Raw genomic sequence first — 14,664 nt, 5'->3', positions numbered from 1 at the left:
TATTTTGGTCAAAGAAAGGGGTGCTATATATGGCATTAGATGGATTAGTTATACATTCAATAGTAGATGAATTATCATCAAAACTTACAGGTGGTAAAATAGATAAAATACATCAACCTGAAGACGATGAGGTAATTTTTAATATAAGAAATAATAAAGAAAATTTTAGATTGGTCTTAAGTGCAAGTGCTTCAAATCCTAGAGTCTATCTTACAAGTAATTATCAAAAAGAAAACCCTCTAAAAGCACCTATGTTTTGTATGTTACTTAGAAAATACATACAAGGTGGTAACATAGTAGAAATTTCTCAAATAGGTTTTGAAAGAATAATAAAGATAAGTATTGAATCTTTGGATGAACTAAAAGAAAAGACAACTAAAAATATTATGATTGAAATTATGGGAAGACACAGCAACATAATAATAACTCATGATGAAGATGACAAAATTATAGATTCAATAAAAAGAGTACCTTTTAGCATAAGTAGAGTGCGTCAGGTTTTACCTGCTCATAGCTATTCGTTGCCACCAAAACAAGATAAACTTAACCCTCTTGAGAGTATATCTAAAGATTTGTTTATTAATAACTTGAATGAATTTGAAGGACCTATTTTTAAGTCTATATATTCTAAATTTCTAGGCATAAGCCCTACTATAGCAAAAGAAATCTGTTGCCGAGCAAATATAAATCAAAATACTTCTATAAAGGATGTAACTAGTGAACAGTTTGATTCTTTATACAAAGAATTTTGTAGTTTGTTCAGTGCTATAAATGCTAGCAAATACTCTCCTTGTATTGTTATAGATAAAAAAGTGGATAAAGTAGTAGATTTCAGTTGTGTAAATCTTACATTATTTAGTGATTTATCATATATCAATAAAGATAGTATGTCTCGTATTCTAGAAGATTTTTATAGAACTAAAGATATTAAGGATAGAATTAATCAACGTTCATCTGACTTAAAGAAGAGTATATCAGTTAAACTCGATAGACTTTATAATAAACTAAAAAAACAAGAGGAAGAATTATCAGAGTCTGAAAATGCAGATATTTACAAGGTAAAAGGAGAGTTGATTACTTCATATATCTATATGGTAGAAAAAGGTATGGAGAGTATTGAAGTTGCTAATTTTTATGATGAAAATTGTAAGAATGTAACTATAGAATTAAATAAAAACCTGACACCATCTGAAAATGCTCAGAAATATTTTAAAAAGTATAATAAAATGAAACATGCTAAAGTTGAAATATCTCATCAGATTTCATTAAATAAGGAAGAAATAGATTACTTGGAAAATATAATTTTAAGTATTGAAAACTGCGAAAATTTAGCTGAATTACAAGATATAAAAGAAGAGCTTGCTAAGGTTGGTTATATCAAGGCTCAAAAGAAGAACAGTAAAAAAGATACTATTCCTTCTACAAAACCTCATGAGTTTATTTCTTCTGATGGATTTAAGATTTTAGTTGGTAAAAATAATAAACAGAATGACTATCTTACACTAAGACTTGCTGATAATGATGACTTGTGGATGCACACAAAGAATATTCCTGGCTCTCATGTAATAATAAAATGTGCTGGTAAAGAAGTTCCTGATAACACTATATTTGAAGGGGCAATGCTAGCAGCATTTTTTAGTAAGTCAAAGCTTTCTTCTCAGGTACCTATAGACTATACTAAAAGAAAAAATGTAAAAAAACCTAGTGGTTCTAAACCAGGGATGGTTATTTATGAGACTAATAGTACTATTTATGTTACTCCTGAAGAAGAAATGGTAGCCAAGCTTAAAGTTAAATCAGAATAAATTTTAAATTAAATACAAGATTTGATATCAAATAATTATACATTGTCTGTCAAATGAAAAAAGGCTATCTCAAAATAGGGATAGCCTCTTTTTCATTGCTAAAATGATGAAGATACATTTAATCTTCTAACAAACTATTTTTTATTTCACTGATTTGCTTTAACAGCTCATTATATTCTGATTCATAATGTTCTTTCTTTATATTATCTTTTTCTATAGACAACATAGAGATAATATTTGTAAGTCTATTTTCTAATACTAAAAGATTTTCTTTTTTAGTTTTACTTTCTCTACTCGGAGTTTTTTTATTTCTATTGATTATATATTCATCATAAGAACAATCAAACTCTCTTATTTTATTATTTTTTATTTCCATAATATAGTTACAAATATGTGATGTAAATATTCTATCATGAGATACTATAAGCATAGTTTTATCAGTATTTATCAATGCCTTTTCTAGTGCTTCCATAGATTTTATATCTAAGTAGTTTGTTGGTTCATCAAACACTAAAAAGTTGTTATCTTCCAATATTATTTTACATAGTGCTACTTTTACTTTTTCTCCACCACTTAGTACTTTTACCTTTTTGTAGACATCATCACCATTAAATCCAAATAAATTTAAATTTATTCTTATAAAAGACTCATCAAATGAACTATTAACCTTAACGTTGTATAAAACACTATTTTCTTCATCTAAGATATTTTGATGTTGGTCGAAATAACCTATATTTACCTTGTTATTTATTTTTATACAGTCATTTTTATTACTTAATATTTCTTTTATCAGAGTACTTTTTCCACATCCATTCTCACCTAATAAAGCTATTTTTTTGCCTCTTTTTATTTTAAAAGAAACATTATCTAGTAGGCATTTATTTCCTAGATTTAAAGTCATATCTTTTATCTCTACTAAGTTTTTGCTAATTATCTCCATACCATCTTGAATCTTAATCTTCATTTCAGTGGAGACCTTAGGTTTATTCTTTATCTCAAGATTATCAATTCTACTTTTTATAGCCTTCACATTTGAGTCTAATTTTTTCTTATTAGTTTGCCCACCCATTTTGTGTAATCTGGCCTCTGAGTTGCCCATTCGTTTTGGAGTTTTTCTTACACCATCACTTAAAGCTTTTTTGTATAAAAGAGCTTTTTCAAGTCTTTTTTTCTCTTTAACATATTCCTGATACTCAAAATCAGCTCTTTTTACTTCTTCATCTTTTTGCATTAAATAATCAGTGTAATTACCTTTGTAAGCTTTTAATTTTCCATCCTCTAACTCCACTATAGTTGTACATAACTCATCTAAGAAACGTCTGTCATGAGATATTAATAATAATGCACCTTCATACCTTTTAAACATATTTTCTAAAATACCAATACTTTTTTTATCTAAGTTTGAAGTTGGTTCATCAGCTATTAATATACTTTTCTTATCACTTAGCGCATCTGCTATCTTTAGCTTGATTTTTTCACCTCCTGATAAGTACTCTTCAAATCTATCTGGAGCATTTAAAATACTCTTTTCTTTACTATTACTACACATTTCAATGTTATTCTCACTTTGACTTATATAAGAATAGCTATCTGTAAGATGAATATGACCTTCATCTATTTCTATTTCACCTAATATTGCCTTTAATAAAGTTGTTTTTCCTTGACCATTTGAACCAACTAGACCTATTTTCTCACCTTCTGACACTTCAAACCTATCTATATCTAAAATTAATCTATCAGAATAATATTTCTTTAAATTTTCTACTTTTACTAACAACATAAAAAAATCCCTCCTTAACACACTTAAATATAAGGAGAGATTTGCATAAATAGGCATAACAAACAAACGTATAGACTATAATCTACTCTCCTTAATTTAAGCATCGTAAATAAAGCCACCAAAATAGGCTTTTCAAAAATTACAATACTTTAAATTATAAAAAATAGATTATATTCTCATTGTCCCAGTTACCTTGCCCTTTCTTTCATTTATTTTTAACCATTATATCAACATTAATTACAAATGTCTATATAAATTTAATTATTTAAAATTACACAAGTCATTATTTACTATTCTTCAACTTTAAAATCCTTATTATTTAAAATTCTATTTAATACAATTCCAACAATTGCAGCTAAGCTAAGACCTGTTATCTTTACTGTACTTGTTATTGGTATCCCTATGGATATACCTTTATTAGACAGGTATGTTGTTCCAAGACCTATTAGTAATATAACTGCTATTATTAACAAATTGATTTTACTTTCTACACAAGAACTATCTCTTATAGTTTTTAATCCCACATAAGTTATCATTGAAAATAGCATTATACTAATTCCACCCATAACTGAGCTTGGTATACTTTGAAGAAATCCTCCAAACTTACCTACACAAGCAAGTAATATAGCAAAGACTGCTGTACGTCTAAGTATTGAAGGGTCATAGTTTTTAGTTATAGCAAGTACAGCTGTATTTTCTCCATAAGTTGTATTAGCTGGTCCACCTAAACAACCTGCAACTATAGTTGCAAATCCATCTCCAAGTAAAGTTCTGTTTAAACCTGGATTTTCTATAAAGTTTTTACCAACTACAGCTCCATTAGTAGTCATATCTCCTATATGTTCCATAAATACAGCTAATACAACTGGAGATATAATTACAATTGCTCCCAGGCTAAACTTAGGTATTGTAAAATTAGGTATTGCAAATAAACTTGCTTCTGTAATTGTAGTTACATCTACTAAATTTAATATTAAACATATTATATAGCCAGAAAAAACAGCTATTAATATTCCTAATTGCTTTATAAATCCTCTACCAAATTTATTAGTTAAAATTGCTATTGCTAAAGTTATAAATGCTATTACAAAATTTGCTGAAGCCATACTAAAAGCTGTTGGCAATAAATTTAATCCTATAACTACTATCATAGCTCCTGTAACTTGTGCTGGAAAATACAATTTAATTTTATTTACTCCAACTACTTTTACTATAATTGACATTATAATATAAATTAATCCTGCTACTATTATACCACCTTGAGCATATGCTAAGTCTCCACCATATGCCTCTTTAGCAGCCAGTATAACTGGTATAAATGCAAAACTTGAACCTAAAAAGGCAGGTACTTTTCCCTCTGTACAAAAATGAAATATCAATGTACCAACACCAGCACAGAAAATCGCAACTGACGGATTGAAGCCTGTCAAAATGGGAACTAATACCGTCGCTCCAAACATGGCTAATAGATGTTGTAAAGACATTATCGTTTTTTTCATAAAAACCTCCAAAATTATTATATATAAATAAATCCTCTGTTTAATTAATATCTTTTAATTAATTATCATTCCCTAGATTCTATTTTTTAATCTCTATATACTTATCATAAAACTTATCTTTTTTTACATTTTACGACATTAAAAACTCAAATAAAGGAGAATAAAGACTACATTAAGACACACATACATAAAATTATAATATTTATTTTGTGCACTCTATGTAAGCTTTATCCTCCTCCCTGACTATTCAATGCTAAGCTTTTATACAATATATTAAAATTATTATTCTTTGATTGTAACTGAATCTTCTCCATCAATTTCTAGTAAACTAACAGATATAATTTCATGTCTAGAAGTAGGTACATTTTTTCCTACATAATCTGCTCTTATAGGCAACTCTCTATGTCCTCTATCCACTAATACTGCCAATTGTATTGACTTAGGTCTTCCTATATCAATAATAGCATCCAGCGCTGCTCTCACAGTTCTTCCTGTATACAAAACATCATCAACTAGAACCACAGTCTTATCATTTACATTAAAATCTAAATACGTTCCCTTAACTACAGGTTCCACATCAATTTTTTCCAAATCATCTCTATACAAGGTTATATCAATATCTCCTGTATCCACTTTTGTTCCTTCTATTTGTTCTATTCTTTTAGAAATTCTATTTGCAATTGGTACACCTCTGGTTTTTATTCCAACTAAAACTAGATTTTCTACACCTTTATTTCTTTCAATTATTTCATGACTTATCCTAGTAATTGCTCTTACTATTGCTTTTTCATCCATTAATTGAGCTTTTTCTACCATATCATAATTATTGTCAAATATATAATATATATTTTTGACAAGTCTACTCCTTTCTTTTAATTTTTATAATTTTATTCTTAATTAAAATTTCAATTTAAACAACAAAAAACTCCTCATCACAAGACAAGAAGCTCTTATATAAAAATATACAGTCTAATTTAGCAATTGTCTTACGATATCTCTGTATCGTTTAAAGATAATTTTTATAATCCATTAACTCAAATTATATATTTATATTTCAAATTTTTCAAGCTTTTTTAAGCAAAATACTTTAATATAAAATATTTTAGTTAAATTTCACTAAATTTATCACTTATACAAAAACAAATAAATGATTTATAGTACCACACAAACTCTTATTTAATTTTTCTAATAACTTCCTTGAAATACTCGGGTAATTCTGAATTAAATTCAATATACTCCTTTGTAGTAGGATGTATAAATCCTAACTTCTTGGCATGTAAAGTTTGTCCTTTTAATTTAAATTTATTTTCTTTTGGACCATATACACTATCACCTAAAAGCGGGTGATTTATAGATAAAGCATGAACTCTTATTTGATGAGTTCTACCAGTTTCAAGTCTAGCCCTCATATGAGTAAATTTATCAAATCTTTCTACTACTTCAAAATGCGTAGTTGCATTTCTACCATCTTTTACTATAGCCATTTTTAGCCTATCTTTAGGGTTTCTTCCTATAGGCTTGTCTACAGTTATTTTATCTTCTTTAACCACACCATAACATATAAATTCATACTCTCTAGTTATAGTATGTTCCTTTAATTGTTCTGCTAAAAAATTATGTGCATAATTATTCTTAGCTATCATAAGAAGACCAGAAGTATCTTTGTCTATCCTATGAACTATACCTGGTCTAATAACACCATTTATTGATGATAATTTATCTTTACAATGGTATAAAATCCCATTTACCAATGTATTTTCATAATTTCCAGGAGCCGGATGAACAACCATGTCTTGAGGTTTGTTTATTATCAAAACATCATCATCTTCATATACAATATCTATTGGAATATCTTGAGCTACAACTTCTAAAACTTTAGGTTCTGGTATCTCTATAACAATATTATCGTCTTCTTTAACTAGATACTTAGCCTTTTCTACCTTATCATTAACCTTTACTTTACCATCTTTTATAATTTTTTGTATATAACTTCGTGACATATCAACTAGTTGCTCTGCTAGATAAACATCAAGTCTAATCTCTTCTTCTTCTTCAAGTACCAAAAACTCTTTTACTTCATCCATTAAATCACCTACTTTTACTTTCAAAAAATAAAACATATATGCATAAAAATACAGTTCCTACAACTACAAATACATCTGCTATATTAAATACATATTCCCATATAATCCTAAAGTCAAAATAATCTACTACAAAACCCAGTCTAACTCTATCAACTAGATTTCCTAATGCTCCTGATATTATTAATATAATACCCAGCTTACCAAATATATGTACTTTTCTTGTATTAAGATAATATAATCCAAATACTGTTGCAAGTAATGCAACTATTATAAATATCCATTGGTTATTTTGTAGTAATCCAAATGCTGCACCTCTATTTTCTACATAAGTTAAATGAAATACATTATTTATTATTGGTATTGTTGATACATCTACCAAATTATTCAATACCCATATTTTAGACAGTTGGTCTAATCCTATAAGTAGAATTATTATTAATACATATAGCAATTATTTTTCCCCCTATAAATTATTTAAAAATCAATTTTATTTGAAACACGCTATTACTATTATACAAAAAAAATACTCCAAAGAGCAACTATCTTAAAATATTAATGATGCTTGTAAATTTGCAATACAAACATCATTAATATTTTAATAAGTATTTTTTATTTTTGTACTTGTTCATTTTTATCTAAGTGAGCTATAAGTTCTGATATTGTTACAAATTTATATCCTTTTTCTTTTAATTTAGGTATTACTACTTCTAAGGCTTGTATAGTTTGTGACTTATCATTTCTTTTATTATTATAATCATGTAAAAGTATTATATTACCATTTTGAACTTTTGTAAGAATAGTATTTATAATACTTCCCACCCCAGGATTAGACCAATCTCTAGGGTCTAAGTTTGACCATAGAATTATGTTCATACGCTTAGAAACTATAATATCACAAACACTCTTACTCATGGCTCTATATGGAGGTCTAAATATTTTGGGTTCTACTCCAATTACATTTTTTACAGCATTTTGTGTGTCTGTTATTTCTTTTTCTACCTTACCATAACTATTTTTTGCAACATTTATATGTGTGAACGTATGATTCCCTATCTCGTGTCCCTCATCATACTGTCTTTTTAATAATTCTTTATTATATTCTACCTTTTCTCCAACCACAAAAAAAGTTGCCTTCACATCATTTTTCTTTAGTATATCAAGTACTTGTGGTGTAAAGACCTCATCTGGACCATCATCAAAGGTCAAAGCTATAACCTTTTCATCATCATTTCCTTTTTTTATTATCACATCTTCATAATCACTGATTTTACTATCACTCAAACTATAAGTTTCTTTTAAGTTATCTTGATTATGATTATATGTATACACACCTACTAGTGATAATAAACATATACATATACCCCATATTACCTTTTTCATGTCATTACCTCTTTTCCAATTCACTTGAATAATATGTGATGTCAGTTTTTAGTCTTTCAATAATTCATTTTTATTTAAATCAGTCAAATCAGTCAAGTATTCAGAATAAAAATTAGTATTTTCAACTTCAGGATTTTCACTTGCATCTCCTAATAAATCATCATTCTTATTAGCACAACTATTACATAAATTTGTATCTGGTAATATATCCAATCTTTCTAAATCTATTTTTTTATGACATAAGTCACAAATCCCATACGTTCCATCTTCTATTTTAGATAAGGCTAAATCTATTTGATACATTCTTCCTTCTTCATGATTTATTAAGCTATTTTGCATATTTTGCATATATACATCTGTTCCCATATCTCCTATATGATTATCATAACTAGATAGCTCTCCTGATGAATACTTTTCGCTTGTATGTTTAGTCGTATCTCCAAATAAAGTATTGTCTTTCATATCTACTACTAAATTAGTTAATTTTTCTTTTTCCTTTAATAATCTATCTTTATATTTTTTAGTATCCATTTTCAACACCTCTATTTTCATATTTATATCATAAAAATAGTATGTGGAAAACTAAATTAAACATACAGTAAAAAATAAGATTTGATAAAAAAAATTGTAGGTAAATTTTAAATTTACCTACAATTTTTTGAACATAATTTAAATATAAATTTTTAATTTTTTATAATAAACATTTCTCTAACTTGCCAATTTATGACTATTTTGTTCTTTGATATCTTTAGCCTTTTTAAAGAATAAAAGTCCCAGGATTATTGCAACAACAATACCTATTCCATTAGATATATTAACTGGCAATCTAAAACCTTCTTTTGCCTGCATTATGTAACTAAATGTAACTACAGTCATAAAAAGTGCTGGTAATGTAGTTATATAATGATTTTTATTTGCTTTAACCAAATATGCAGAACCAGTCCACAACATTATCATAGCCAGTGTCTGATTTGCCCAAGAGAAATATCTCCAAATTATATTAAAATCTATAAATGTAAGAGCAACACCAACTGCAAACAATGGTAAAGCTATTAAAAATCTATTTTTAACTGCATCTTGATTATAATTCATTGCATCTGCTATTGTTAATCTAGCACTTCTAAATGCTGTATCTCCAGAAGTTATAGGACATGCTACAACTCCAAGTATAGCCAAAGCCCCTCCAATAGGACCCATCAATCCAACAGACACTGTATTTACAACTGTTGCTGCTCCACCATCATTAAATATTACATTAAGTTGAGGTATACCATGGAAATATGACATAGCTGCTGCTGCCCAAACTAAAGCTATTATACCTTCTGCAACCATTGACCCATAAAATACAGGTCTTGCTTCACTCTCTTTTTCAACACATCTTGCCATAAGTGGTGATTGTGTTGCATGGAAACCTGATATTGCTCCACATGCTATTGTTATAAATAAGTATGGAAATAAAGGTGTTCCATTTGGATTCATATTTTGTAAATTTATATTTGGTATGTTATATCCCTTTATTATTAATCCTCCTGCTACACCTACTGCCATAATTAACAAAGCAGCTCCAAATACAGGATATATTTTACCAATTAATTTGTCTATTGGTAAAACAGTAGCCATAATATAATAAAGAATTATCACCCCAACCCATATTTGCGTATTTATACCTGTCAATGTTTTTAATAATCCTGCTGGACCTGTTACAAACACAACTCCAACCAGTACTAAAAGAATAACACTAAATATTCTCATTGCTATTTTTGCACCATTACCTAAATAAAGACCTACCAGCTCTGATGCAGATGTACCTTTATTCTTCATTGATAAATATCCAGAAGCAAAATCATGTACTCCACCTGCAAATATTGTTCCAAATACAATCCATAAAAATGCTGATGGTCCAAATAATGCTCCTTGTATAGCACCAAATATAGGTCCTAATCCTGCGATATTTAAAAATTGAATTAAAAAGATTCTCTTCCATTTCATTGGAACATAATCTACTCCATCTCTACAAGCTATAGCTGGAGTTTGATTTTTATCATTGATTCCAAAAACCTTTTCTACAAATGTACCATAGATAAAATACCCTGCTATAAGTACTACTATTGAACCTAAAAAACTTACCATAAATTCATCCCCTTAGTTTTTTGTATAATTGCTTTATAAATTTTTATAAGTTTAAGAAAACTATTTCCAGTTCAAATAGTAATACTTTTTTATGCTAATATAAATGTTAATTACATTAAGTGCATATTTAAGTACATGAAATGACTTTATATATGCATCAATAACCTAAATTCTTTTACTTTGCTTCTACTTACAGTTACCTCATAATCACTATTTTTTAATTTTAATATGTATGTATTATTAAACCATGGTATAATTTCTTTTACTTTGCTTAAATTTACGATATAAGACCTATGTGTTCTAAAAAAAGCTTTATCATTTATCATAGTTTCTACTTCTGAAATTCCTTCTTTTAATATAAACTTTTCTTTCTCTGTATATATGAATGTCTGCCTTTCATTGGCTTCACAATAATATATATCATCAATATCTATTACAACCAGTTTGTCACCTTTCCAAAGACTAATTTTATGTGTTATTTCTTCTATATTTTGATTTATTATGTCTTTCCTGTCATTGGATAAATTATTATTATCATTAGATAGTTCAGAACTATTCATTTCACTTTTTTCTAACTTATTCAGCATAGAAATTATTCGCTCTTCAGAATATGGCTTAAGCACATAATCAAATACACCCAAAGAAAAAGCATCAACTGCATAATTTTCATACGCTGTTATAAAAATAATTTTAGGTCTCGATTTAAATTGATTCAATGTTTTTGCAAGCAATATACCATCAAGATGAGGTATATTTATATCCAAGAAAATTACATCTATTTTATTTTCCTGAATAAAATCTAACACCTCTATACCATTAGTAAATTCACTCACTACCTCAATGCTACTTTTATTTTCAATAAAATATCTCAATTCCTTTCTTGCTGGAAACTCATCTTCCACTATTATAGCTCTCATCCTACTACTCCTTTACATAAAATACTATCAAAGTCCCATTGTCAGTTCTTCTCATATTAAGCCCATTTCCATACATTAATTTGAGTCTTAAATGCACATTATAAAGCCCAATCTTATTTTCAGGCATATTATCTTGATATACATTATTTATGATTTCCTCACTTATACCTATACCATCATCTTCAATTGATATTCTTACAGTATTTTCTAATGAATATTGTAATTTTTTTATAGATATTTTTACTGTACCAGCTCTACCACTTTCTAAAATCCCATGTATTATTGCATTTTCCACCAATGGTTGTATAATCAAACTTGGAATCTTTATATTTACATCATCTATATCATAAGATACAGTTAATAATTCTCCAAATCTAGCCTTTTCTATCTCTACAAAAGATTTGACCTGCTCAACTTCTTTATTTATATCTATTAAATTATCACTATATTCCAGATTATATCTTAAATAAGTTGATAAATTTATTATTAGTTCTCTGGCTTTATCTGGACTGAATCTTATAAATGAAGCTATTGTGTTTAAGGAATTAAATAAAAAATGAGGATTAATCTGTCTTTGAAGTGCCTTTATTTCTGCTTTATTTCTTGCTTCTATATCCTTTTTATCTTTTTCAATCCCCTCAACTATGGATATAACAAATCCTATTCCAATCTGTCCAACAATTAAAGGCAAATATATTCCACCAATTATTTGAATCGCTAAAGAATGTGGATGCGATATTAAATATATAAGTAGTATAGTAAAACTTTCAGAAACCATACCTACCAGTATGCCATATATTACTCTATGTTGTTTTGGTATCCTCTTGTATAGAAATCCAGACAATACACCTGCTAGGATACTTGATAAAAGACATGGGACAGATGTTATACCTCCAATATCCATAAAGTATCTATGAATACCAGAAAGAACCCCTGCTGTAATACCTACCATTGGTCCAAATAAAACACCTCCTGATACTATAGATATTATTCTGGTATTTACTATTGAACCCATATAATTTATACCATTATAAGTACCAAATATAGCCAAAAAGGTAAAAACTAATGCTATACATACCAAATCATTAAAACTGTATTCTTCTTTTTGAAATATTTGCTTAAACGTTTTTGACTTTGTTATCAGAAGAAATAATACAACAATAAGACTTGTTTTTTCTATTAATGCTATTAAAATTGATGTTTTCATATTTTCCCTCTTAAAAAGTAACTATTCATACACTTTAAATTTATTATTTTTACTGTAAGTTAAATACATAAAAATAAATTCCATAGTTATTGTATCATATCATCTATATAGAAACATAAATCTGTTTAATTATATAAATTTAAAAAATGTTTTTTTGATATATTATTGACAATTTTTATTATAAGAGTTAAAATTAACTCATAAATTACATATTGGGTATAAAGTACATATTTAAAGTTAGTTCAGAAGGCTATGGTTTTCTGATTTTTTTATGCTCAGTAGTGATATGCAAAAAAGACAAAGTTAACGTTAGTTAACTTTTACCTTTATTCTACTTTCCCCAAAGTAAGAATAATCTAACCCCTTTGAGATGAGCAGAAGCTCATCTTTTTTTATGTATATTTCTATATATGTAAAATTAAGTTTATCAACATTTACATATAAATAGGGGCTAATCTCTGTTTGATATGCCCCCATTTTATATTTATCTTAATTTTTTATAACAACTTTAATAGTTGGATGAGATATCTAAAACAACTTTAGAGTATAACATGGCAGAGATTGGTATAATATCCTCATTATAATCAAAATTTCTATTATGATGTTTTTCAGTTAATTCAGCATCAAGTAGAAGATATGTCGCTTTTCCACCATGCTTATGAACATCATTCATCATAAATGTAAAATCTTCTCCTGCACCCAAATCAGCATAATCAACTATTTCTCTAATCCCATCAATACATTTACCTGATTTTGCTACAAACTCTACAAAATCTTTATCACAATAAGAATCAGCAGATTTTCCTTTAAAATTTAGACTATATTTACACTTATACATTAATGCAGAAGATTCACATACTCTAATTGCACTTTCAAGCATATATTCATTAATTTCATTTGTAATACCTCTTGTTTCAGCTTTCAAAATAGCATTATCAGGGATAACATTACGCCCTGTACCTGCTTGCAACACTCCAATATTAATACGACTTGCACCTTTTCCAGTTCTAGGTATAGCAAGCATATTTAGTGTTGCTGTTGCTGCTGCAGCAAGGGCATTATGACCAACCTCTGGACAATTACCTGCATGAGCTGATTTTCCCTCAAAACAGACATCAAATTTACTACTAACAAGATATCCATAACTACCAGCTGCTATTGCTCCTAAATTACCTGTTACATTTGCAATATGACCACCAAATATGTAATCAACCTCATGTAGAATTCCTTTTTCTACTAAAGAAATTGCACCTCTTCCACCTTCTTCAGCAGGTTGAAATATAAGCATAACTTTTCCTTTAATCTTGTCTTTGTATTTTGATAAAATCTTTGCTGTCCCAAATCCAATAGCAGTATGTGCATCATGACCACAGGCATGCATACATCCATGATGCTCTGAATTGAAACCTTCCTTTACAGGAACATGTCCAGGTTCGTCACTTTCTATCAAATCATTACAATCAATATCAAAACGAATTGCAACAGTAGGACCAGCTTGTTCTCCTTCAATAATACCAACTACTCCTGTAAATCCTCCAGCAATTTTATTGATTAAATCTTCTCTTCCAGTTTCTTTGATAGCACGTTTAATACACTCTTCTTGAATATCTATATCAGGCTTTCCAAGCATATGTTCAGGTGAATGAATTTCAGTTCCATACATATAAGGAATTTTTAATTCTTCAAACATTTCAATTATTTTTACAGTAGTACGATACTCAGTCCATGCTGATTCTGGATATTTATGTAAGTCTCTGCGAACCTTAATAAGCTCTTTCTTAAATTCTACTTCATCAATTCTTTCAAAATTATAATACATAATACACACTCCCTTTATAAATATTATTCATTCCAAATATTAA

12 protein-coding genes are annotated in these 14,664 nt (G+C 28.1%); 1 reads left to right on the top strand and 11 read right to left on the bottom strand.

Annotated features, from left to right (window positions below; translation table 11 throughout):
• The first annotated feature begins 29 nt into the window (after positions 1-29).
• Positions 30-1,805, top strand: coding sequence for an NFACT family protein (locus Q3223_RS10350; protein ID WP_054271171.1), 1,776 nt, complete (start codon positions 30-32; stop codon positions 1,803-1,805).
• A 118-nt stretch (positions 1,806-1,923) separates the two neighbouring features.
• Here Q3223_RS10350 and cplR read toward each other — a convergent pair whose 3' ends face one another.
• From cplR to Q3223_RS10295, 11 genes are all read right to left on the bottom strand, one after another.
• Entirely contained in the window at positions 1,924-3,585 is a 1,662-nt protein-coding gene (gene cplR / locus Q3223_RS10345) for an ABC-F type ribosomal protection protein CplR (RefSeq protein ID WP_407811936.1), read from the bottom strand.
• A gap of 290 nt (positions 3,586-3,875) precedes the next feature.
• Entirely contained in the window at positions 3,876-5,084 is a 1,209-nt protein-coding gene (locus tag Q3223_RS10340) for a uracil-xanthine permease family protein (protein ID WP_054271173.1), read from the bottom strand.
• 282 nt (positions 5,085-5,366) lie between these two features.
• Positions 5,367-5,900: a bifunctional pyr operon transcriptional regulator/uracil phosphoribosyltransferase PyrR gene (gene pyrR / locus Q3223_RS10335; protein WP_054277257.1), complete on the bottom strand. Its 534-nt coding sequence runs from the start codon at positions 5,898-5,900 to the stop codon at positions 5,367-5,369.
• Between the two features lie 356 nt (positions 5,901-6,256).
• Positions 6,257-7,204: an RluA family pseudouridine synthase gene (locus Q3223_RS10330; protein ID WP_407811935.1), complete on the bottom strand. Its 948-nt coding sequence runs from the start codon at positions 7,202-7,204 to the stop codon at positions 6,257-6,259.
• Positions 7,173-7,619 (bottom strand): signal peptidase II, encoded by a 447-nt coding sequence (lspA, locus tag Q3223_RS10325; protein WP_054271176.1) that lies wholly within the window; start codon positions 7,617-7,619, stop codon positions 7,173-7,175. Before lspA ends, Q3223_RS10330 begins: the two co-directional genes overlap by 32 nt.
• Positions 7,620-7,777: 158 nt before the next feature.
• Complete coding sequence (locus tag Q3223_RS10320) at positions 7,778-8,548, bottom strand: polysaccharide deacetylase family protein (RefSeq protein ID WP_054271177.1); 771 nt, start codon at positions 8,546-8,548, stop codon at positions 7,778-7,780.
• 48 nt (positions 8,549-8,596) lie between these two features.
• Entirely contained in the window at positions 8,597-9,079 is a 483-nt protein-coding gene (locus tag Q3223_RS10315) for a TraR/DksA C4-type zinc finger protein (RefSeq protein ID WP_054271178.1), read from the bottom strand.
• 177 nt (positions 9,080-9,256) lie between these two features.
• A complete protein-coding gene (locus Q3223_RS10310; protein ID WP_054271179.1) occupies positions 9,257-10,678 on the bottom strand; it encodes a carbon starvation protein A in 1,422 nt (473 codons plus the stop codon).
• Between the two features lie 146 nt (positions 10,679-10,824).
• Positions 10,825-11,595, bottom strand: coding sequence for a LytR/AlgR family response regulator transcription factor (locus Q3223_RS10305; RefSeq protein ID WP_407811934.1), 771 nt, complete (start codon positions 11,593-11,595; stop codon positions 10,825-10,827).
• Positions 11,596-11,599: 4 nt separating this feature from the next.
• Complete coding sequence (locus tag Q3223_RS10300; protein ID WP_054277260.1) at positions 11,600-12,802, bottom strand: sensor histidine kinase; 1,203 nt, start codon at positions 12,800-12,802, stop codon at positions 11,600-11,602.
• Positions 12,803-13,310: 508 nt separating this feature from the next.
• Positions 13,311-14,621 (bottom strand): amidohydrolase, encoded by a 1,311-nt coding sequence (locus tag Q3223_RS10295; protein ID WP_167639616.1) that lies wholly within the window; start codon positions 14,619-14,621, stop codon positions 13,311-13,313.
• Positions 14,622-14,664 lie beyond the last annotated feature (43 nt).

The sequence above is a fragment of the Clostridioides sp. GD02367 genome (assembly GCF_045900275.1).
In the GTDB taxonomy this organism is placed as follows: domain Bacteria; phylum Bacillota; class Clostridia; order Peptostreptococcales; family Peptostreptococcaceae; genus Clostridioides; species Clostridioides difficile_A.
The sequence above is the reverse complement of the archived record's forward strand: the minus strand, read 5'-3'. Positions and strand labels throughout refer to the sequence as shown.

Excerpts from the sequence above, each read along its gene's own strand:
- Q3223_RS10350 (WP_054271171.1), top strand. The coding sequence starts at position 30 with ATGGCATTAGATGGATTAGTTATACATTCAATAGTAGATGAATTATCA.
- cplR (WP_407811936.1), bottom strand. The coding sequence starts at position 3,585 with ATGTTGTTAGTAAAAGTAGAAAATTTAAAGAAATATTATTCTGATAGA.
- Q3223_RS10340 (WP_054271173.1), bottom strand. The coding sequence starts at position 5,084 with ATGAAAAAAACGATAATGTCTTTACAACATCTATTAGCCATGTTTGGA.
- pyrR (WP_054277257.1), bottom strand. The coding sequence starts at position 5,900 with ATGGTAGAAAAAGCTCAATTAATGGATGAAAAAGCAATAGTAAGAGCA.
- Q3223_RS10330 (WP_407811935.1), bottom strand. The coding sequence starts at position 7,204 with ATGTTTTATTTTTTGAAAGTAAAAGTAGGTGATTTAATGGATGAAGTA.
- Q3223_RS10320 (WP_054271177.1), bottom strand. The coding sequence starts at position 8,548 with ATGAAAAAGGTAATATGGGGTATATGTATATGTTTATTATCACTAGTA.
- Q3223_RS10315 (WP_054271178.1), bottom strand. The coding sequence starts at position 9,079 with ATGGATACTAAAAAATATAAAGATAGATTATTAAAGGAAAAAGAAAAA.
- Q3223_RS10310 (WP_054271179.1), bottom strand. The coding sequence starts at position 10,678 with ATGGTAAGTTTTTTAGGTTCAATAGTAGTACTTATAGCAGGGTATTTT.
- Q3223_RS10305 (WP_407811934.1), bottom strand. The coding sequence starts at position 11,595 with ATGAGAGCTATAATAGTGGAAGATGAGTTTCCAGCAAGAAAGGAATTG.
- Q3223_RS10300 (WP_054277260.1), bottom strand. The coding sequence starts at position 12,802 with ATGAAAACATCAATTTTAATAGCATTAATAGAAAAAACAAGTCTTATT.
- Q3223_RS10295 (WP_167639616.1), bottom strand. The coding sequence starts at position 14,621 with ATGTATTATAATTTTGAAAGAATTGATGAAGTAGAATTTAAGAAAGAG.